Raw genomic sequence first — 19,461 nt, 5'->3', positions numbered from 1 at the left:
CAGTTAAACTGCGCCTTTGCGACGCTATTTGTCGCATTGCCGTAAACCCGGCTGAAACCGGGGTTTGCGCTATAAGAAGTTGTCGCTTGGCGGCAAGGCCGGGCTGAAAACTGTCCTTACAATCCCCCTCATCGCTCGCCAGTTTCAGGCGAGTGTTCCTCTTCAGGAGACTCCGATGTCCGTTGAGCACGCTGCGGTACAACGCGCCGATTTCGACCAGGTAATGGTTCCCAACTACGCGCCTGCCGCCTTCATTCCCGTGCGTGGCGCCGGTTCCCGCGTCTGGGACCAGTCAGGTCGCGAGCTGATCGACTTCGCCGGCGGGATCGCCGTTAACGTCCTGGGCCATGCGCACCCGGCGCTGGTCGGTGCATTGACCGAGCAGGCGAACAAGCTGTGGCACGTGTCGAACGTGTTCACCAATGAGCCGGCCCTGCGCCTGGCCCATAAGCTGATCGACGCTACCTTTGCCGAACGCGCATTCTTCTGCAACTCAGGTGCCGAAGCCAACGAGGCCGCCTTCAAGCTGGCCCGTCGTGTCGGTTTCGATCGCTTCGGCAGCGAGAAGTACGAAATCATCGCCGCGCTCAACAGCTTCCACGGTCGCACCCTGTTCACCGTGAACGTCGGTGGCCAGTCGAAGTATTCCGACGGCTTCGGTCCGAAGATCACCGGTATTACCCACGTGCCGTACAACGATCTGGCAGCGCTGAAAGCGGCCATTTCCGACAAGACCTGCGCTGTGGTCCTGGAACCGATCCAGGGCGAGAGCGGCGTGATCCCGGCCGAACTCGAGTACCTGCAAGGCGCCCGTGACCTGTGCACTGCGCACAACGCGCTGCTGATTTTCGATGAAGTGCAGACCGGCATGGGCCGTAGCGGCAAGCTGTTCGCCTACCAGCATTACGGTGTGGTCCCGGACATCCTGACCAGCGCCAAGAGCCTGGGCGGCGGTTTCCCGATCGCGGCGATGCTGACCACCGAAGACCTGGCCAAACACCTGGTCGTCGGCACCCACGGCACCACCTACGGCGGCAACCCGCTGGCGTGTGCGGTCGCCGAAGCGGTGATCGACGTGGTCAACACCCCTGAAGTGCTGGCCGGCGTCAACGCCAAGCACGACAAGTTCAAGGCTCGCCTGGAACAGATTGGCGAGAAGTATGGCCTGTTCACCCAAGTCCGCGGTCTGGGCCTGTTGATCGGTTGCGTGCTGAACGATGCCTGGAAAGGCAAGGCCAAGGACATCTTCAACGCCGCTGAACAAGAAGGCCTGATGATTCTGCAAGCCGGCCCGGACGTGGTGCGTTTCGCCCCGAGCCTGGTGGTTGAAGACGCCGATATCGATGCCGGCCTGGACCGCTTCGAACGTGCTGCAGCGAAGCTGACTCAAGCCTGATAGACCCTTCGACGCCTGACTTTCGGGCGTCGAACCCAATTTTTATGCCGGGCCAGATCAAATGTGGGAGCGGGCTTGCTCGCGAAAGCGGTGGGTCAGACAGCAACAATGTCGACTGATGCACCGCTTTCGCGAGCAAGCCCGCTCCCACATTGATCCGAATGTCTGCAATGACCGCCCGGCTTACTTTCCTCAAAGAATTTTTAGAAAGGAGTGACACCATGCTGGTGATGCGCCCCGCGCAAATGGCTGATCTGGGCGAGGTACAGCGTCTGGCTGCGGACAGCCCGATTGGTGTCACTTCCTTGCCGGATGACGTTGAACGCCTGAGCGACAAGATCGCCGCGAGCGAAGCCTCGTTCGCCGCCGAAGTCAGCTTCAACGGTGAAGAGAGCTATTTCTTCGTCCTCGAAGACACCGCCACCGGCAAACTGGCCGGGTGCTCGGCGATCGTCGCATCGGCCGGTTATTCCGAGCCGTTCTACAGCTTCCGCAATGAAACCTTCGTGCACGCCTCCCGCGAGCTGAAGATTCATAACAAGATCCACGTGCTCTCCCAGTGCCACGACCTCACCGGCAACAGCTTGCTGACCAGTTTCTACGTGCTGCCGGAACTGGTGGGCTCGGCCTGGTCGGAACTCAACTCCCGTGGGCGCTTGCTGTTCGTGGCCAGCCATCCGGAGCGCTTCGCCGATTCCGTGGTGACCGAGATCGTCGGTTACAGCGATGAACATGGCGACTCGCCGTTCTGGGACGCTATCGGTCGCAACTTCTTCGACCTCAATTACGCCGAAGCCGAGCGTTTGTGCGGGCTGAAGAGCCGCACGTTCCTGGCCGAGCTGATGCCGCATTATCCGATCTATGTGCCGCTGCTGCCGGACTCCGCACAAGAAGCGATGGGCCAGGTGCACCCGCGGGCGCAGATCACTTTCGACATCCTGATGCGCGAAGGCTTCGAGACCGATCACTACATCGACATTTTCGACGGCGGCCCGACCTTGCATGCCCGTGTCTCGGGGATCCGCTCGATCGCCCAGAGCCGCGTGGTGCCGGTGAAAATCGGGGAGCCGGTCAAAGGTGCCGGTCGTCAGTACCTGGTGGCCAACGCCCAGTTGCAGGATTACCGCGCCGTGTTGCTCGAGCTCGATTATGCGCCGGGCAAACCCGTGACCCTGGATCTGGAAGCAGCCGAAGCCTTGGGTGTCGGTGAAGGTGCCAGCGTGCGCCTGGTGGCGGTTTGACCACTGCTGCCACGCCTGGAAAACAATGCTTGGAAAAGCAGCGAAGTTTCGCGGGTGGCGTTAGCGGCCCGTTTGAGGAGATAGCATGATCGTTCGTCCCGTACGCAGCAGCGATTTACCCGCTCTGATCGACCTGGCCCGCAGCACCGGCACCGGCCTGACCACCTTGCCGGCCAACGAAGCGCGGCTGGCCCATCGGGTCGGCTGGGCCGAGAAGACCTTTCGCGGCGAAGCCGGGCGGGGTGATGCGGATTACCTGTTCGTGCTCGAAGACGACGACGGCCGCGTGGTGGGCATTTCTGCCATCGCCGGCGCCGTTGGCCTGCGTGAGCCCTGGTACAACTTCCGGGTCGGCCTGACCGTCAGTGCTTCCCAGGAACTGAATATCTATCGCGAAATCCCGACGCTGTTCCTGGCCAACGACCTGACCGGCAACTCCGAGCTGTGCTCGCTGTTCCTGCACGCCGATTACCGCACTGGCCTCAACGGTCGCATGCTGGCCAAGGCGCGGATGCTGTTCATCGCCGAGTTCCCGCAGCTGTTTGGCAACAAGATCATCGCCGAGATGCGCGGTGTATCCGACGCAGCCGGGCGTTCGCCGTTCTGGGAAAGCCTGGGTCGTCACTTCTTCAAGATGGAATTCAGCCAGGCCGATTACCTGACTGGCGTGGGCAACAAGGCGTTCATCGCCGAACTGATGCCGAAATTTCCGCTGTACACCTGCTTCCTGTCGCCAGACGCGCGCAACGTGATCGGCCAGGTTCACCCGGACACCGAGCCGGCGCTGTCGATGCTCAAGAGCGAAGGCTTCAGCTATCAAGGCTACGTCGATATCTTTGACGCGGGCCCTGCGGTGGAGTGCGAAACCGGCAAGATCCGTGCGGTACGCGACAGCCAGGCGCTGGTATTGGCCATCGGCACGCCGGGTGACGACGCCACGCCTTTCCTGATTCACAACCGCAAGCGCGAAGACTGCCGGATCACTGCTGCTCCCGCACGCTTCGCCGCCGGCACTTTGGTGGTCGACCCGCTGACCGCCAAACGTCTTCAACTCAACGCCGGCGATCAAGTGCGCGCCGTTCCGTTGTCCGCTGCCCGGGAGTCGAAATAATGAATTCGCTATACATCGCAGGTGAATGGCTGGCCGGTCAGGGTGAAGCCTTCCAGTCGCTGAACCCGGTGACCCAAGAGGTGCTGTGGGACGGCGAGGGCGCCACCACCGCTCAGGTCGAATCGGCCGTGCAAGCCGCGCGTCAAGCGTTCCCGGGCTGGGCTCGGCGCACCCTGGAAGAACGCATCACAGTGCTGGAGGCGTTTGCCGCCGCATTGAAAAATCACGCGGATGAACTGGCGCGCACCATCGGTGAGGAAACCGGCAAACCGCTGTGGGAATCGGCGACCGAAGTCACCAGCATGGTCAACAAGATTGCGATCTCGGTGCAGAGCTACCGCGAACGTACCGGCGAGAAGAGCGGCCCGCTGGGCGACGCCACCGCCGTCCTGCGCCACAAGCCACACGGGGTGGTGGCGGTGTTCGGGCCTTACAATTTCCCCGGGCACTTGCCGAACGGTCACATCGTGCCGGCGCTGCTGGCCGGTAACAGCGTGCTGTTCAAGCCAAGCGAACTGACGCCGAAAGTCGCCGAGCTGACGGTTAAGTGCTGGATCGAAGCCGGCCTGCCGGCGGGCGTGTTGAACCTGCTGCAGGGTGCACGCGAAACCGGGATCGCCCTGGCGGCGAACCCGGGCATCGACGGCCTGTTCTTCACCGGTTCCAGCCGAACCGGCAATCACCTGCACCAGCAGTTTGCCGGCCGTCCGGACAAGATCCTTGCGCTGGAGATGGGCGGTAACAATCCGCTGGTGGTCGATGAAGTGGCTGATCTCGACGCCGCTGTCTACACCATCATTCAGTCGGCGTTCATTTCTGCCGGTCAGCGTTGCACCTGTGCCCGCCGCTTGCTGGTGCCGCAAGGTGCCTGGGGCGATGCACTGCTGGCGCGCCTGGTGGCGGTCAGCGGGGCGATTGAAGTCGGTGCGTTCGATCAGCAACCGGCGCCGTTCATGGGCTCGGTGATTTCCCTTGGCGCGGCGAAAGCCCTGATGGAAGCGCAAGAACATCTGTTGGCCAATGGCGCCGTGGCGTTGCTGGAAATGACCCAGCCGCAAGCTCAAGCCGCCTTGCTGACCCCTGGCATTCTGGACGTTACGGCAGTGGCTGATCGCCCTGACGAAGAGCTGTTCGGCCCCTTGCTGCAAGTGATCCGCTACGCTGATTTTGAAGCGGCGATCGCTGAAGCCAACGATACCGACTATGGCCTGGCGGCCGGTCTGCTGTCGGATTCCGAAGCGCGTTACCAGCAGTTCTGGCTGGAAAGCCGCGCGGGTATCGTCAACTGGAACAAGCAGCTGACCGGTGCCGCGAGCAGCGCGCCATTCGGCGGTGTCGGCGCCTCGGGCAACCACCGCGCCAGCGCCTACTACGCGGCGGATTATTGCGCCTACCCGGTGGCCTCGCTGGAAACCCCGAGCCTGGTGTTGCCTGCCGCTTTGACGCCTGGCGTGAAGATGGCGTAACGGCCATTCGCGGGCAAGCCCGCTCCCACAGGGTCGGCGTCGAACACAAAATATGTGAACACTGCCGAACCCGTAGGAGCGAGGCTTGCCCGCGAAGGCCGCGCCTCGGTCTTACTCAATTGTTACTCGATGCCTATAACAACAGATTCTCGTGGAGCCTCGCTGATGAAATCCTATGAAGTCAATTTTGACGGTCTAGTGGGGCCGACCCATAACTACGGCGGCCTGTCCTACGGCAACGTCGCGTCCCAGAGCAACAGCCAGCAGTCTTCGAACCCGAAGGAAGCGGCGCTGCAAGGCCTGGCGAAAATGAAAGCGCTGATGGAAATGGGCTTTGAGCAAGGCGTCCTGGCACCCCAGGAACGCCCTGACGTGGCAGCCCTGCGTCGCCTGGGTTTCAGTGGCACCGACGCGCAAGTGATCGAGCAAGCCGCCAAGGACGCCATGCCGCTACTGGTTGCCAGCTGCTCGGCATCGAGCATGTGGGTGGCCAACGCCGCCACCGTCAGCCCAAGTGCCGACACGGCAGACGGTCGCGTGCATTTCACCGCCGCCAACCTCAACTGCAAATATCACCGCAGCATCGAGCACCCGACCACCAGCCGCGTGCTGGGGGCGATGTTCGCTGACCCGCAGCATTTCGCTCACCACGCCGCGTTGCCGGCCGTGGCGCAGTTCGGTGACGAAGGCGCCGCCAACCACACCCGTTTCTGCCGTGAATACGGCGAAGCCGGCGTCGAGTTCTTCGTGTTCGGCCGCAGTGCGTTCGATACCCGTTACCCGGAGCCGCAGAAGTACCCGGCGCGCCAGACCCTCGAAGCTTCCCGGGCAGTGGCCCGCTTGCACGGCTTGAGCGATGAAGGCGTGGTGTACGCCCAGCAAAACCCTTCGGTCATCGACCAGGGCGTGTTCCACAACGACGTGATCGCAGTGGGTAATGGCGAGGTGCTGTTCTATCACGAGGACGCGTTCCTCGACACCGAGCAGATGCTGGCTGAACTGCAGGGCAAACTCGCCAAAGTCGGTGGGAAATTTCAGTCGATCTGCGTACCGCGTTCGGCGGTCACCGTGGAAGATGCGGTTCGCTCCTACTTGTTCAATAGCCAACTGCTGACGCGTGCTGACGGCACCATGCTGTTGATCGTGCCGGAAGAATGCCATGGCAACGAGCGTGTCTGGCAGTACTTGCAAGGCTTGACCAGCTCCGGTGGCCTGATCCGGGAAATAAAGGTGTTCGATCTCAAGCAGAGCATGCAGAACGGCGGTGGCCCGGCTTGCCTGCGGTTGCGCGTCGCCCTCAACGAAACCGAACTGGCGGCCGTCAACCAAGGCGTTATCATGACGGCACCCTTGTACGGTACGTTGACCGAATGGGTCGACAAGCACTATCGCGACCGCATGACCGAAAACGATCTCGCGGACCCGCAATTGTTGCTTGAGTGCCGGACGGCACTGGATGAACTGACACAAATCCTTAAACTGGGCGCGGTTTATCCATTCCAGATCAATTGAAAGTCGGCGCTGCATGCGCCGATTCATCTCCTTTAGAGAGCGTAAAAGAACATGAGCGATACCCTGCAGCTGATCCTTGAAGACACCGACGGCACGCAACTGGAAACGTCCTGCACCCGCGTCGCGGTCATGTGGCAAGGCAAAGAGCTGTGGATTCAGCAGGATGGCCGCGGCCAGCTGCTGATCGGGGTGGACGTCGAAGAAGGTGACGCGGAATACGCCAACCTGCTGCTGCGCCCATTGGCAACTAATCTGGTAAGTCTGCAACTGGAAATGGAACCGGCCGAAGTCGGTGACGAAGATCACGATCACGTGCACGGCCCGGATTGCGCACACGACCACTAAGGAAACTGCTCTATGCTCGCCCTCGGCAAACTGCTTGAACTGACCCTCGCCGGCCGCGAACCGGCGGAGAAGACTCAACTGACTGTCGAAGGCGTGCGGATGCGCTGGTTGAGCGAGGGTGCGCTGGAAGTCCGGCCACCTGAAGCGCGCGACAATGGCCTGGACCTGCTGCTGTCAGCCGGCATCCATGGCAACGAGACAGCGCCGATCGAGTTGCTCGACCGCCTGTTGCATGACATCGCCCGCGGTGATGTTAAACCGCGCGCACGCATTCTGTTCCTGTTCGGCAACCCCGAGGCGATTCGCAAGGGCGAGCGTTTCATCGAGCAGGACGTCAATCGGCTGTTCAACGGCCGTCATGAACAAACCAGCGGCTCCGAAGCCCTGCGTGCTTGTGAACTGGAGCGGCTGGCGGCCAGTTTCTTCAGCCTGCCGGATCGCAACCGCCTGCACTACGACCTGCACACGGCGATTCGTGGCTCGAAAATCGAGCAGTTCGCATTGTATCCCTGGAAAGAGGGCCGTCAGCATTCCCGTCAGGAACTGGCTCGCCTGCGCGCCGCCGGCATGGAAGCGGTGCTGCTGCAGAACAAGCCGTCCATCGTCTTCAGCTCCTACACCTACGACAAGCTCGGCGCCGAGGCCTTCACCCTTGAGTTGGGCAAGGCGCGGCCGTTCGGGCAGAACGACGGCGTCAACGTCGACCTGCTGGAAACCCGCCTCAAACAGATCATCGAAGGCAACGAACCGCCGCCGACCGAAGCGGCGCTGGACGGCTTGCAGTTGTTCAGCGTGGCGCGGGAAATCATCAAGCACAGCGATAGCTTCCGCCTGAACCTGCCGGTGGATATCGAGAACTTTTCGGAGTTGGAAGTGGGTTATCTGCTGGCCGAAGACATCGCCCAGACGCGCTGGATCATCGAGGAGGAGGGCGCCCGCATCATCTTCCCCAACCCCAAGGTCAGGAATGGCCTGCGGGCCGGTATCCTGATCGTGCCGACCACCGACGAAAACCTGGCATAACTGACGCCGCTAACCCCCGTAGGAGCGAGGCTTGCCCGCGAAAGCGATTTGACATTCAACATCATCATTGAATTTGAAATCGCTTTCGCGGGCAAGCCTCGCTCCTACGGGGGCGGGGTTGTTCTTTAGACCGCTACCGCGCGTGGCTCACTGCGACGCAACGCCCGCATCTTGTGCAGTGTATCGGCGCAAGTCTTCGCTGCTTCCTGACCCTTATGCACGAAATGCTCGAAGAAGAACTTCTGATGTTCTTCGCCAGCATGGAAGTGGTGCGGGGTCAGGACCACCGAGAACACCGGCACTTCAGTTTCCAGTTGCACCTGCATCAGCCCGCTGATCACTGACTGGGCGACGAATTCGTGGCGATAGATGCCGCCATCGACCACCAGGCCGGCGGCGACGATGCCGGCATAACGGCCGGACCTGGCCAGCAGCTTGGCGTGCAGCGGGATTTCAAAGGCGCCGCCGACTTCGAAGAAATCGATCTCCGATTCCTGATAACCCTGGGCAATCATTTCGGCGACGAAGCCCTTACGGCTCTGATCGACAATTTCCTTGTGCCAGCAGGCCTGGATGAACGCGACGCGCTCGCCCTGATGGTGTTTGCTTTTGCTATCGATTGCGGTGGGTTGCATGTTCTGATTCCTGTTTGTGTAAAAAACAGGGCTTATGAATCGAATGGGATTTAAGGGTACGCACGCTCGCACGAATGCCGGCGGACGGCCCTTTGGCGCCAATCCCGTTCTCTCTTCATCCGGACTATGACCGTCGGCCCCGGGATCACACCGGGTCTGCTGACCTTGTCGTCCAATCACTGCCGAAGCCGTGGCTGTCGCCAAGCGCTCGCGGGCTATGCACGTTGCGCGCAATTACCGCCGGTGGGGAGTCGCACCCCGCCCTGAGAACGTTTTGCCGCCACATTATTTGGCGGCGCAGCTTTTTTAACACATATTTCTCACCTGTGCATGGCTGCTATCTGATGATTGTTATCGTCTTTATTGTTGGCTCAAGCGGCCTCTTGCTGTCCGAGGGTTGATTATTCGTCGGCATGACCGCAGTAATTGCTGACTGAAAGGGATTTCCCCCTGATTACCGAGGCCAGATTCATGAGTGTTATCGATCTTCGCAGCGACACCGTCACCCAACCGACCGCCGGGATGCTCCATGCGATGGCCACCGCGGCCACCGGTGACGACGTTTATGGCGAAGATCCCACGGTCAATCGTCTGGAAACCGAGTTGGCAAAACGGCTGGGTTTTGCGGCCGCGCTGTTCGTACCGACGGGCACCATGAGCAACCTGCTGGGCCTGATGGCGCACTGCGAGCGCGGTGACGAATACATTGTCGGCCAGCAAGCGCACACCTATAAGTACGAGGGCGGCGGGGCGGCGGTGCTGGGTTCGGTCCAGCCGCAGCCACTGGAGGTGCAGGCCGATGGCTCGCTGGATCTCTCCCAGGTCGCTGCCGCGATCAAGCCGGACGACTTCCATTTCGCCCGCACCCGCTTGCTGGCGCTGGAAAACACCATGCAAGGCAAGGTGTTGCCGCTGGAGTATTTGGCCCGGGCTCGAAGCTTTACCCATCAACAGGGCCTCGCCCTGCACCTGGACGGCGCGCGGCTGTACAACGCGGCGGTCAAGCTGGGCGTCGACGCCCGGGAAATCACGCAGCATTTCGATTCCGTTTCGGTCTGTTTGTCCAAAGGCCTGGGTGCGCCGATCGGTTCGGTGCTCTGTGGCGCGCAGGAGTTGATCGGCAAAGCGCGCCGCCTGCGCAAGATGGTCGGCGGCGGCATGCGTCAGGCCGGGATCCTGGCGGCGGCGGGGCTGTATGCGCTGGATCACAACGTTCAGCGTCTGGCCGACGATCACGCCAATGCCCGCATTCTGGCTGACGGCCTGCGAGCGGCCGGTTATGAGGTCGAACCGGTGCAGACCAACATGGTTTACGTGCAGATGGGCGACAAGGCCGAGGCGATCAAAACCTTCGCCGCCGAGCGCGGGATCAAGCTCAGTGCGGCAGGCCGCCTGAGAATGGTCACGCACATGGACGTCAGTCGCGCGCAGATCGGCCAAGTCGTCGCGACATTCGTCGAGTTTTCGCGCAACTGACCGCGTTAGCCGTCCAATTGACCCGTTCTATCGTATAAACACGCTGTACCCCGCGCGCAGGGCCGATATAATGCGGCCCTTTGCCGTCGCTTCGTCTGTTGACGTTTTGCACAGGCCTTTGGCCGCAGCCTCCGTGGAAGAACCTAATGAAAAGCGCAGAAATCCGTGAAGCCTTCCTTCGCTTCTTCGAAGAGCAAGGCCACACCCGTGTAGCCTCCAGCTCTTTGATTCCGGGCAACGACCCAACCCTGCTGTTCACTAACGCGGGGATGAACCAGTTCAAGGACTGCTTCCTGGGCCAGGAAAAACGTGCGTACACCCGTGCGACCAGCAGCCAGAAGTGCGTGCGTGCCGGTGGCAAGAACAGTGACCTGGAAAACGTCGGTTATACCGCTCGTCACCACACGTTCTTCGAAATGCTGGGTAACTTCAGCTTCGGTGACTATTTCAAGCACGATGCGATCACCTTCGCCTGGACCTTCCTGACCGGCGTTCTGGAACTGCCGAAGGAAAAACTCTGGGTGACGGTCTATGCCTCGGACGACGAGGCCTATGACATCTGGACCAAAGAAATCGGGGTGCCGGTCGAGCGCATGATTCGCATTGGCGACAACAAAGGTGCGCCTTACGCTTCCGACAACTTCTGGACCATGGGCGATACCGGCCCATGCGGTCCTTGCACCGAGATTTTCTACGATCATGGCGCCGACATCTGGGGCGGCCCACCGGGTTCGCCGGAAGAAGATGGCGACCGTTACATCGAGATCTGGAACAACGTGTTCATGCAGTTCAACCGCACCGCCGATGGCGTGCTGCATCCGTTGCCAGCGCCGTCGGTAGACACCGGCATGGGCCTGGAGCGGATCAGTGCGGTGATGCAGCACGTTCACTCCAACTACGAGATCGACCTGTTCAAGAACCTGCTGAGCGCCGCAGCCGCGGCCATTGGCTGCAGCAATGACGACCAGTCTTCGCTCAAGGTGGTTTCCGACCACATCCGTTCGTGCGGTTTCCTGATTGCCGACGGCGTGCTGCCGTCCAACGAAGGTCGCGGCTACGTACTGCGTCGGATCATTCGTCGTGCCTGCCGCCACGGCAACAAGCTGGGCGCGACCGGCAGCTTCTTCTACAAAATCGTCGCGGCGCTGGTTGCCGAGATGGGTGAGGCGTTCCCGGAACTCAAGCAGCAACAGGCCACTATCGAGCGCGTGCTCAAGGCTGAAGAAGAGCAGTTCTCCAAGACCCTGGAGCACGGCCTGAAGATTCTCGAGCAGGATCTGCTGGAACTCAAAGGCACCGTGGTGCCGGGCGACGTGGTGTTCAAGTTGTATGACACCTACGGTTTCCCGATGGACCTGACCGCTGACATCGCCCGCGAACGCAGCCTGACCGTCGACGAAGTCGGCTTCGAGCGCGAAATGGAAGCCCAGCGTGTTCGCGCGCGTTCGGCCAGTTCGTTCGGCCTGGACTACAACACCTTGGTCAAGGTTGACGTGGCGACCGAGTTCACCGGCTACAAAGCCACCAGCGGCTCGGCAAAAATTGTCGCTATCTATAAAGATGGCCAGTCGGTCGACGTCTTGAGTGAAGGCGAAGAGGGCGTGATCGTTCTCAACCAGACGCCTTTCTATGCTGAGTCCGGCGGCCAGATCGGCGACTGCGGTTACCTGCAAGTCGGCGGCAGCCGTTTCGACGTGCGCGACACCACCAAGACCGGCGGCGCCTTCCTGCATCACGGCGTGCTGGCATCGGGCAGCCTGACCATCGGCGCGCCGGTAGAGACTCATGTCGATGCCGAGGTACGTCACGCCACCTCGCTCAATCACTCGGCGACGCACTTGCTGCACGCCGCCTTGCGCCAGGTGCTGGGCGATCACGTTCAGCAGAAAGGCTCGTTGGTCGACAGTCAGCGCCTGCGCTTCGACTTCAGCCACTTCGAAGCCGTCAAGCCTGAGCAATTGAAGGCGCTGGAAGACATCGTCAACGCCGAGATCCGCAAGAACTCCGCGGTTGAAACCGAAGAAACCGACATCGAGACCGCCAAGCAGAAAGGCGCCATGGCGCTGTTCGGCGAGAAGTACGGCGATAGCGTGCGCGTGCTGAGCATGGGCGGCGATTTCTCCGTCGAGCTGTGCGGTGGTATCCACGTCAACCGTACCGGCGACATCGGCCTGCTGAAAATCATCGGTGAAGGCGGTGTGGCGTCCGGCGTGCGTCGTATCGAAGCGATCACGGGGGCCGCAGCATTGGCCTGGTTGAACGCTGGCGAAGAACAACTCAAGGAAGCGGCCAACCTGGTCAAGGGCAGCCGCGACAACCTGATCGACAAGCTGTCGGCTATGCTGGAGCGCAATCGTCTGCTGGAGAAGCAGCTCGAGCAGTTGCAGGCCAAGGCTGCCAGCGCGGCGGGCGACGATCTGTCGGCTGCTGCGCTGGACGTCAAAGGCGTGAAAGTGCTGGCCGTGCGTCTGGACGGTCAGGATGGCAAGGCGCTGTTGGCGCTGGTCGATCAACTGAAAAACAAACTCGGCCGCGCAGTGATCCTGCTCGGCAGTGTCCATGAGGAAAAGGTCGTGCTGGTTGCAGGCGTGACCAAAGACCTGACTGGCCAACTCAAAGCCGGTGATTTGATGAAGCAAGCCGCTGCGGCAGTGGGCGGGAAGGGCGGTGGTCGTCCAGACATGGCGCAGGGCGGTGGTGTAGACGCTGGCGCACTGGATGCGGCATTGGCCCTGACTGTTCCCTTTGTAGAGCAGGGTTTATAAGGCAGTGTGTCCGGCCCGCAGTCTAGTGGCGGGCCGGAATGCTGTTTGAGTGATTATTTGGGCGCCCTTCATGGGCAGAGGCGGCTTTGAAATGGCTTTGATCGTACAGAAATTTGGAGGCACCTCGGTCGGCACTGTCGAGAGAATCGAACAGGTCGCCGACAAGGTTAAGAAATTCCGCGATGCCGGCGATGACCTGGTGGTTGTGCTGTCTGCAATGAGCGGCGAAACCAACCGTCTGATCGATCTGGCCAGGAAAATCAGTGGCGACGGCCAACCGGTTCCCCGTGAGCTGGATGTGATCGTCTCCACCGGCGAGCAGGTGACGATTGCATTGTTGGCCATGGCGCTGATCAAGCGCGGCGTGCCAGCGGTGTCGTACACCGGCAATCAGGTACGGATTCTGACGGACAGCGCACACAATAAAGCGCGTATCTTGCAGATTGATGACCAGAAGATTCGCGGTGATCTGAAGGCAGGTCGTGTGGTGGTGGTCGCCGGTTTCCAGGGCGTTGACGAGCACGGCAACATCACCACCCTCGGTCGTGGCGGTTCCGACACCACCGGTGTGGCCCTGGCGGCAGCCCTGAAGGCTGACGAATGCCAGATCTACACCGACGTCGACGGCGTCTACACCACCGACCCGCGCGTGGTGTCCGTGGCTCAGCGCCTGGACAAGATTACCTTCGAAGAGATGCTGGAAATGGCCAGCCTCGGTTCCAAGGTGTTGCAAATCCGTGCGGTCGAGTTCGCCGGCAAGTACAACGTTCCGCTGCGCGTACTGCACAGCTTCAAGGAGGGTCCGGGCACCCTCATTACTATTGATGAAGAGGAAACCATGGAACAGCCGATCATTTCCGGTATCGCTTTCAACCGCGATGAAGCCAAGCTGACCATCCGTGGCGTGCCAGACATCCCGGGCGTTGCCTTCAAGATTCTCGGCCCTATCAGCGCCGCGAACATCGAAGTCGACATGATCGTGCAGAACGTTGCGCACGATAACACCACCGACTTCACCTTCACCGTGCACCGCAACGACTACCATGCGGCGCAGACCGTGCTGGAAAAAACCGCTGGCGAGCTGGGTGCCCGTGAAGTCATCGGCGACACCAAGATCGCCAAGGTGTCGATCGTCGGCGTTGGCATGCGCTCCCACGCAGGCGTGGCCAGCCGCATGTTCGAAGCACTGGCCAAGGAAACTATCAACATCCAGATGATCTCGACCTCGGAAATCAAAGTCTCCGTGGTGATCGAAGAGAAGTACCTGGAACTGGCTGTGCGCGCGCTGCACACGGCTTTCGAACTGGACGCACCGGCCCGCCAGGGCGATTGATGCGTTCGCCAAGGGGCGCGGTCTGACCGCGCCCTTTGTTTTTTCGAATGGCGCGACCCGAGGCTGTTCTTTTGCTCGCGCTGGTCAATACTCAGGCATGCAGGGCTACGATCGCTCCGGTTGTAGGTCGGGTGCCTTTTTTTTGCAGACTATTGTCCCTGAAATGAAATGCGTGAGGAGAAAGGTATGCTGATTCTGACTCGTCGGTGCGCAGAAAGCCTGATTATCGGTGATGGAGAAATCACCGTGACCGTGCTCGGCGTCAAAGGAAATCAAGTGCGTATCGGTGTCAACGCCCCGAAAGAGGTTGCGGTCCACCGTGAGGAAATTTACCTGCGTATAAAGAAAGAGAAGGACGAAGAACCAAGCCATTAATTTTTATCGTTTTTTATGTTTGCAAACGGGGAAAAGGTTGGTTAAGATACGCCCCGTGTTGCGGAGAGCTGGCCGAGTGGCCGAAGGCGCTCCCCTGCTAAGGGAGTACACCTCAAAAGGGTGTCGGGGGTTCGAATCCCCCGTTCTCCGCCATTATTTGCGTAGTACGTTGTAATCTGGCTTCTTCGGTAAGTTGTTGAAATTACTAGAAAAAGTGCTTGACATAGAGATTAGACGGCCTATAATGCGCGGCAACAAATGCACTCGTAGCTCAGCTGGATAGAGTACTCGGCTACGAACCGAGCGGTCACAGGTTCGAATCCTGTCGAGTGCACCATTTAAGGGTTGTTTGCAGTAATGTGAATGACTTGGCTTCAACCAGTTGTGATCTGGTATAAAAACACAAATGCACTCGTAGCTCAGCTGGATAGAGTACTCGGCTACGAACCGAGCGGTCACAGGTTCGAATCCTGTCGAGTGCACCAAACACCAAAAAGCCTGCGTCTAACGCGGGCTTTTTGCTGTCTGGGTTTTGGCTTTTCCCTGTTGCATCCTCTCTCCTCAAACTGGCCTGTGCGCTACGACCTCACCTGGGGTTGTGACGGCTGCGCCTGCTCGAATTCAAATACCGATCTTGTCTGGTTTGTCGGGGACGCTTTTGATGTCCTGTTGTCTCATGGGTGACGACGCGTTGGTTGATGTTCTTCCGTGAGGGTCCTCTCAAGGGCGATCACTGCATTTCTGGGCGGTAGTGTGTTTTCTTTACGGGATAAGTCGTCGCATTTTCATGGGTCAGGACAGGGCTCAGGTTTATCTCGCAACCGCTTGTTTCAGCCGCGATTTTTTAACGTTTAAAACCGTCGGGCGGTGTATCATTGCGCCCGTCAGCCCCGCCGGGGCTTGTGGAATACCTCCATGGACTTACCCAGTAGTTACTCAGTAAACCGTTTTTCCAATCATGAATTGACTGATTGATCCTTCCGGCGCGCTCCGCTGCTGGGAGTGGAGTTCGCCTATGTCTGAAGTTGAAGTAAAGAAAACACAAGAAAGCTTGCAGGACCGCCTCGCTCAAGTCGTTGAGCTGCTGCAGCGCCAGCGGGTGGTCGAAGACCTGACTCATCGCCAAGAAGGTCCGCATCACGAGCGGGTCGAGAACCTGGTTCACCGGCAAAATCTCGTCGAGCTGCAACGCAAGCTCGATGACCTGCACTCCGCCGACGTTGCCTACATCCTTGAAGCCTTGCCGCTGGACGATCGTCTGATGCTTTGGCAATTGGTCAAGGCCGATCGCGACGGCGACATCCTGCTCGAAGTATCCGATTCGGTTCGTGAAACCCTGATCGCCGACATGGACGATCACGAGCTCCTGGCCGCGGCCAAGGACATGGATGCCGACGAACTCGCTGACCTGGCTTCCGAGCTGCCGCGAGACGTCGTCCATGAGCTCATGGAAACCCTGGATAACCAGCAGCGTGAGCGCGTGCGGTCGGCCCTGTCCTATGATGAGGAGCAGGTCGGTGCATTGATGGACTTCGAGATGGTGACGATCCGTGAGGACGTCAGTCTCGAGGTGGTTTTGCGCTACCTGCGTCGCCTGAAGGAGCTGCCGGGCCACACGGACAAGTTGTTCGTGGTCGATTACGACGGCGTGCTCAAGGGCGTGTTGCCGATCAAGCGTTTGCTGGTCAACGATCCGGATAAGCAGGTGGCTGAAGTCATGGCCAGCGATCCGGTGAGTTTTCACCCGGATGAAGATGCCTACGATGCCGCCCAGGCATTTGAGCGCTACGACTTGATCTCGGCGCCTGTAGTCGACAAGAACGGCAAGTTGATCGGCCGTCTGACCATCGATGAAATGGTCGACCTGATCCGTGAAGAGAGCGAAAGCGAAGTTCTCAACATGGCGGGTCTGCGCGAAGAAGAAGATATTTTCGCCTCGGTCTGGAAGTCCCTGCGCAACCGCTGGGCATGGCTGGCGGTGAACCTGATTACCGCCTTCGTCGCCTCCCGGGTGATCGGCCTGTTCGAAGGTTCCATCGAGAAGCTGGTGGCGCTCGCGGCATTGATGCCGATCGTGGCAGGTATCGGTGGCAACTCCGGCAACCAGACCATCACCATGATCGTTCGCGCCATGGCGCTGGACCAGGTGAGTACCGGCAACACTTCGCGTCTGATGCGCAAGGAGTTGGCGGTAGGCCTGATCAATGGCCTGGTGTGGGGAGGGGTGATCGGTGTCGTCGCCTACCTGCTATATGGCAGCTGGTCTCTAGGCGTGGTGATGACCGCCGCCATGACGCTTAACCTGTTGCTTGCAGCCTTGATGGGGGTATTGATTCCCATGACCCTGGCACGGCTTGGTCGTGATCCGGCGATGGGCGCCAGTGTGATGATCACCGCCATGACCGACAGTGGTGGCTTCTTCATCTTCCTTGGGTTGGCGACGATTTTCCTGCTCTGAGTGCCATATGCCTGAAACCCGCTGATTGGCGGGTGACATCGTCCCTGTAGGAGCCAGGCTTGCCGACGAAGGCGTCCTTGAGATCGCTTCGCCGGCAAGCCTGGCTCCTACAGGGGGGGCGGATCGAAATTACCCACTGATTGGCGGGTTTTTTTGGCCCGAATTTCAGGTAAAAAAAAGCCAGCGATCAAGCTGGCTTGGGCGTTCATGACGAATCAGGAGGCGTCTGCGGTCATTTCGGTGTCATGGGCAATCAGCGAAACAAGGGCATTCTGCTGGCGGTGGGAAAGCTGGCGGAAGCGTTGCAGCAGTTCACGTTCGTGCAAAGACAACTCCGGGCTGTCCAGGCGCATGCTCAGTTCTTCGCCCAGGGCGCCTTCCTGAATAAGGCTCTGCTCAAGGCGCGCGATGATTTCGGAGTTCATGCTGCGGTGATGATTGCGAGCCACCTCGGCAATGCGTTCACGCATTCCGTCTGGCAGACGTACGACAAACTTGTCAGCCGTACGGCTGGAATAAATTGCCTGTTTCAATGGGCGCATATATTTAACCGGTTAGTTCAGGGGAGCGGTTCTCGGGATTGGCCGCAGGATGTCTGATAGGACAAGGACGCCGACCAAATGTTCAACCTGAATTGATAGAGGCCCGCATCATGCCTCAATGTAGCCAGTTCATTGGCGTCAATTCTGTGACAAATATTGAACTGGATAAAGGCGTTCTGCCAGCACCTATTATCAGAAATGCGGACTGGTTTGAAGTTTGCCCCGTCCGTATCGCAGGCCGCGTCCGGTTGCCCGCCCGGTGATGTCCGAAGACGCCGGAAGGTGCATGTTATGCGGATTCGTTCACTGTTCCTTACATATAGAGGATAGTGGCAAATGGCCGATTTGCTAGGGGGGAGCGTATTGATACGCGATTACAGGATAAGTGGCAGCCTGATTTGCTTTGGGGGGGGGCTTCCTGGATCCGGTCAGGAGGAGTTGGTCATAGTCGCGCGGGAGCCTCGGCGGCGCATGCTGTGCTCCTGATAGGGTAGATTCAAAATACCAGGCGTTCTGAGGTTGGAGCTGGCCACAGGATCTGATCCTGGCTCAAGTCCTGGCTTGCAGCGCCGCGCTGATCGTTCATGACTGCCAACTGCGGGGCTTTTTGTAGCTGGAGGTAGTGGGGTGTTCGTTGGGCAACCGACTCAGTGCCATTTTCGGGAGCAAAATGAAAACCCAGAAAAATTGCCAAGGCGATCGCGTTCGAGAGTAAAAGGGCGCTGTTCATGAGGACTGACCTCCGGTGTTCTATGAGGGAGCTGAAGCAGCGGGCATGCCAAGACTCAATTGGCTATTAAATACCTCCAAATCAAGGATATGGAGTGAACAACCAGAAGGCGGATCTTGCATTTTGCAATGATGGCTTTTTGGGGTGATGCAATTTGCACGGTCAGCGGTGTCGTGTGGTCTTGAAGTATCTGCCTACACTTAAAAAGCCTACGGACGACATGACAAAAGCAGGCCTGCCCGTTAACATGCTCGCCGTCCGTAGCACTGCGTGTGCGGGGCGACTTGTGTCTCAGTAGCTCAATTGGATAGAGCATCCCCCTCCTAAGGGGAAGGTTGGCAGTTCGAACCTGCCCTGGGACACCATATAATTCAAAGAAGCAGATTTGCATCCTTCCTCAAAAGTCTCGTGGCTGGTGGGGTAGGGTATTTGCTTCAGGCATAAAGCTCCGCTCAGAGATTCAATTCTGACGGGGCTTTTTTTGTTTGGGCGGTCGGCATCTCGACGGCGTTGCAGGGTTTGCTGTCGAGCACTGAAGATTTCTTCTATATAGAAGGCGTGGTTTTGCTCTCCTGTCGAAGGAAGCGAGCAGTTTTGCGGCCTTCGGTAAGTTATTGATAGAAAAGCCGGAAATAAGGGTTGACGGCAGATTCTGTAAGTCTATAATTCGCCCCACTTCCGGCGCAGTCGAAACGGAAAACTCCTTGGTAAACAAAGAGTTACGCAGTTTTCGATAGCGAGTTGCTTCAGTTCATCGAAGCCCAGAAGGAGTTGAAAGAGTGGTGTTGTTTGGCTCTTTTAACGGTTCGATCTTCTCGGTCGAAAGCGGGGTAAAAGAGGTGTTGACAGCAGCGGCTAACGCTGTAGAATTCGCCTCCCGCTGACGAGAGATCGGAAGCGCCAAGTGGTTGAAGTTACAAAGGAAGCTTTGAAAGCTTCTGAAAATAACCGCTTGACAGCAGCAGAGGAAAGCGTAGAATGCGCGCCTCGGTTGAGACGAAAGATCTTAACCAACCGCTCTTTAACAACTGAATCAAGCAATTCGTGTGGGTG

General features: G+C 59.2%; 15 protein-coding genes, 4 tRNA genes and 1 riboswitch. Of the genes, 16 read left to right on the top strand and 3 right to left on the bottom strand.

Annotated elements, in window-relative coordinates:
- The first annotated feature begins 175 nt into the window (after nt 1-175).
- The 7 genes from F8N80_RS30360 to astE all read left to right on the top strand — a co-directional run bounded on the left by F8N80_RS30360 (nt 176) and on the right by astE (nt 8,094).
- The gene (locus F8N80_RS30360; RefSeq protein WP_150748478.1) at nt 176-1,396 is read left to right on the top strand and encodes an aspartate aminotransferase family protein; all 1,221 of its coding nucleotides are present in this window, start codon (nt 176-178) and stop codon (nt 1,394-1,396) included.
- Nucleotides 1,397-1,617: 221 nt separating this feature from the next.
- A complete protein-coding gene (gene aruF / locus F8N80_RS30355) occupies nt 1,618-2,637 on the top strand; it encodes an arginine/ornithine succinyltransferase subunit alpha (protein WP_150748477.1) in 1,020 nt (339 codons plus the stop codon).
- 85 nt (nt 2,638-2,722) lie between these two features.
- Nucleotides 2,723-3,748 (top strand): arginine N-succinyltransferase, encoded by a 1,026-nt coding sequence (astA, locus tag F8N80_RS30350; RefSeq protein ID WP_150748476.1) that lies wholly within the window; start codon nt 2,723-2,725, stop codon nt 3,746-3,748.
- A complete protein-coding gene (gene astD, locus F8N80_RS30345) occupies nt 3,745-5,214 on the top strand; it encodes a succinylglutamate-semialdehyde dehydrogenase (RefSeq protein WP_191633007.1) in 1,470 nt (489 codons plus the stop codon). The genes astA and astD overlap by 4 nt, the downstream gene beginning before the upstream one ends.
- A 165-nt stretch (nt 5,215-5,379) precedes the next feature.
- A complete protein-coding gene (astB, locus tag F8N80_RS30340) occupies nt 5,380-6,726 on the top strand; it encodes an N-succinylarginine dihydrolase (protein ID WP_150748474.1) in 1,347 nt (448 codons plus the stop codon).
- 51 nt (nt 6,727-6,777) lie between these two features.
- Complete coding sequence (locus tag F8N80_RS30335) at nt 6,778-7,071, top strand: topoisomerase II (RefSeq protein WP_150785301.1); 294 nt, start codon at nt 6,778-6,780, stop codon at nt 7,069-7,071.
- A 12-nt stretch (nt 7,072-7,083) separates the two neighbouring features.
- Complete coding sequence (gene astE, locus F8N80_RS30330; RefSeq protein WP_150785300.1) at nt 7,084-8,094, top strand: succinylglutamate desuccinylase; 1,011 nt, start codon at nt 7,084-7,086, stop codon at nt 8,092-8,094.
- Nucleotides 8,095-8,219: 125 nt separating this feature from the next.
- Here the strand turns inward: astE and F8N80_RS30325 are convergent, their stop codons facing one another.
- Nucleotides 8,220-8,729 carry a 6,7-dimethyl-8-ribityllumazine synthase gene (locus F8N80_RS30325; RefSeq protein WP_150748473.1) on the bottom strand — a complete coding sequence of 170 codons (510 nt, stop codon included), beginning with the start codon at nt 8,727-8,729 and terminating at the stop codon, nt 8,220-8,222.
- A 102-nt stretch (nt 8,730-8,831) separates the two neighbouring features.
- Nucleotides 8,832-9,004, bottom strand: a riboswitch (FMN riboswitch).
- Between the two features lie 196 nt (nt 9,005-9,200).
- Between F8N80_RS30325 and ltaE the strand changes: the two genes are divergently transcribed.
- The 8 genes from ltaE (at nt 9,201) to mgtE (ending at nt 17,136) form a co-directional block, all read left to right on the top strand.
- On the top strand, nt 9,201-10,205 hold the full coding sequence (ltaE, locus tag F8N80_RS30320; RefSeq protein ID WP_150785299.1) for a low-specificity L-threonine aldolase: 1,005 nt from the start codon (nt 9,201-9,203) through the stop codon (nt 10,203-10,205).
- A gap of 146 nt (nt 10,206-10,351) precedes the next feature.
- Nucleotides 10,352-12,970, top strand: a complete 2,619-nt coding sequence (gene alaS / locus F8N80_RS30315; protein ID WP_150748471.1) for an alanine--tRNA ligase — start codon at nt 10,352-10,354, stop codon at nt 12,968-12,970.
- 91 nt (nt 12,971-13,061) lie between these two features.
- Nucleotides 13,062-14,303, top strand: coding sequence for an aspartate kinase (locus F8N80_RS30310; RefSeq protein ID WP_150748470.1), 1,242 nt, complete (start codon nt 13,062-13,064; stop codon nt 14,301-14,303).
- Nucleotides 14,304-14,489: 186 nt separating this feature from the next.
- A complete protein-coding gene (gene csrA / locus F8N80_RS30305; protein ID WP_002554426.1) occupies nt 14,490-14,678 on the top strand; it encodes a carbon storage regulator CsrA in 189 nt (62 codons plus the stop codon).
- A 62-nt stretch (nt 14,679-14,740) separates the two neighbouring features.
- Nucleotides 14,741-14,831, top strand: a tRNA-Ser gene (locus tag F8N80_RS30300).
- A gap of 107 nt (nt 14,832-14,938) precedes the next feature.
- Nucleotides 14,939-15,015, top strand: a tRNA-Arg gene (locus F8N80_RS30295).
- Nucleotides 15,016-15,086: 71 nt separating this feature from the next.
- Nucleotides 15,087-15,163 (top strand) — tRNA-Arg (locus F8N80_RS30290).
- Between the two features lie 530 nt (nt 15,164-15,693).
- Nucleotides 15,694-17,136 (top strand): magnesium transporter, encoded by a 1,443-nt coding sequence (mgtE, locus tag F8N80_RS30285; protein WP_150748469.1) that lies wholly within the window; start codon nt 15,694-15,696, stop codon nt 17,134-17,136.
- A 215-nt stretch (nt 17,137-17,351) separates the two neighbouring features.
- Here mgtE and F8N80_RS30280 read toward each other — a convergent pair whose 3' ends face one another.
- Entirely contained in the window at nt 17,352-17,678 is a 327-nt protein-coding gene (locus F8N80_RS30280; protein WP_150748468.1) for an Arc family DNA-binding protein, read from the bottom strand.
- Nucleotides 17,679-18,174: 496 nt separating this feature from the next.
- Nucleotides 18,175-18,408, bottom strand: coding sequence for a hypothetical protein (locus tag F8N80_RS30275; protein WP_150785298.1), 234 nt, complete (start codon nt 18,406-18,408; stop codon nt 18,175-18,177).
- A gap of 288 nt (nt 18,409-18,696) precedes the next feature.
- Here F8N80_RS30275 and F8N80_RS30265 point away from each other — a divergent pair.
- A tRNA-Arg gene (locus F8N80_RS30265) sits at nt 18,697-18,773 on the top strand.
- The last annotated feature ends 688 nt before the right edge of the window (nt 18,774-19,461 follow it).

It is taken from the genome of Pseudomonas fluorescens (genome assembly GCF_902497995.1).
GTDB classification, from domain to species: domain Bacteria; phylum Pseudomonadota; class Gammaproteobacteria; order Pseudomonadales; family Pseudomonadaceae; genus Aquipseudomonas; species Aquipseudomonas fluorescens_BK.
Note: the sequence above shows the minus strand (reverse complement) of the source record. Positions and strands in the feature narration are given on the sequence as shown.

Bases quoted from the DNA above. Each gene is read 5' to 3' on its own strand.
- F8N80_RS30335 (WP_150785301.1), top strand. From the start codon at position 6,778: ATGAGCGATACCCTGCAGCTGATCCTTGAAGACACCGACGGCACGCAA.
- F8N80_RS30310 (WP_150748470.1), top strand. From the start codon at position 13,062: ATGGCTTTGATCGTACAGAAATTTGGAGGCACCTCGGTCGGCACTGTC.
- mgtE (WP_150748469.1), top strand. From the start codon at position 15,694: ATGTCTGAAGTTGAAGTAAAGAAAACACAAGAAAGCTTGCAGGACCGC.
- F8N80_RS30280 (WP_150748468.1), bottom strand. From the start codon at position 17,678: ATGCGCCCATTGAAACAGGCAATTTATTCCAGCCGTACGGCTGACAAG.
- F8N80_RS30360 (WP_150748478.1), top strand. From the start codon at position 176: ATGTCCGTTGAGCACGCTGCGGTACAACGCGCCGATTTCGACCAGGTA.
- alaS (WP_150748471.1), top strand. From the start codon at position 10,352: ATGAAAAGCGCAGAAATCCGTGAAGCCTTCCTTCGCTTCTTCGAAGAG.
- csrA (WP_002554426.1), top strand. From the start codon at position 14,490: ATGCTGATTCTGACTCGTCGGTGCGCAGAAAGCCTGATTATCGGTGAT.
- astE (WP_150785300.1), top strand. From the start codon at position 7,084: ATGCTCGCCCTCGGCAAACTGCTTGAACTGACCCTCGCCGGCCGCGAA.
- astA (WP_150748476.1), top strand. From the start codon at position 2,723: ATGATCGTTCGTCCCGTACGCAGCAGCGATTTACCCGCTCTGATCGAC.
- aruF (WP_150748477.1), top strand. From the start codon at position 1,618: ATGCTGGTGATGCGCCCCGCGCAAATGGCTGATCTGGGCGAGGTACAG.
- ltaE (WP_150785299.1), top strand. From the start codon at position 9,201: ATGAGTGTTATCGATCTTCGCAGCGACACCGTCACCCAACCGACCGCC.
- F8N80_RS30275 (WP_150785298.1), bottom strand. From the start codon at position 18,408: ATGAACAGCGCCCTTTTACTCTCGAACGCGATCGCCTTGGCAATTTTT.
- astB (WP_150748474.1), top strand. From the start codon at position 5,380: ATGAAATCCTATGAAGTCAATTTTGACGGTCTAGTGGGGCCGACCCAT.
- F8N80_RS30325 (WP_150748473.1), bottom strand. From the start codon at position 8,729: ATGCAACCCACCGCAATCGATAGCAAAAGCAAACACCATCAGGGCGAG.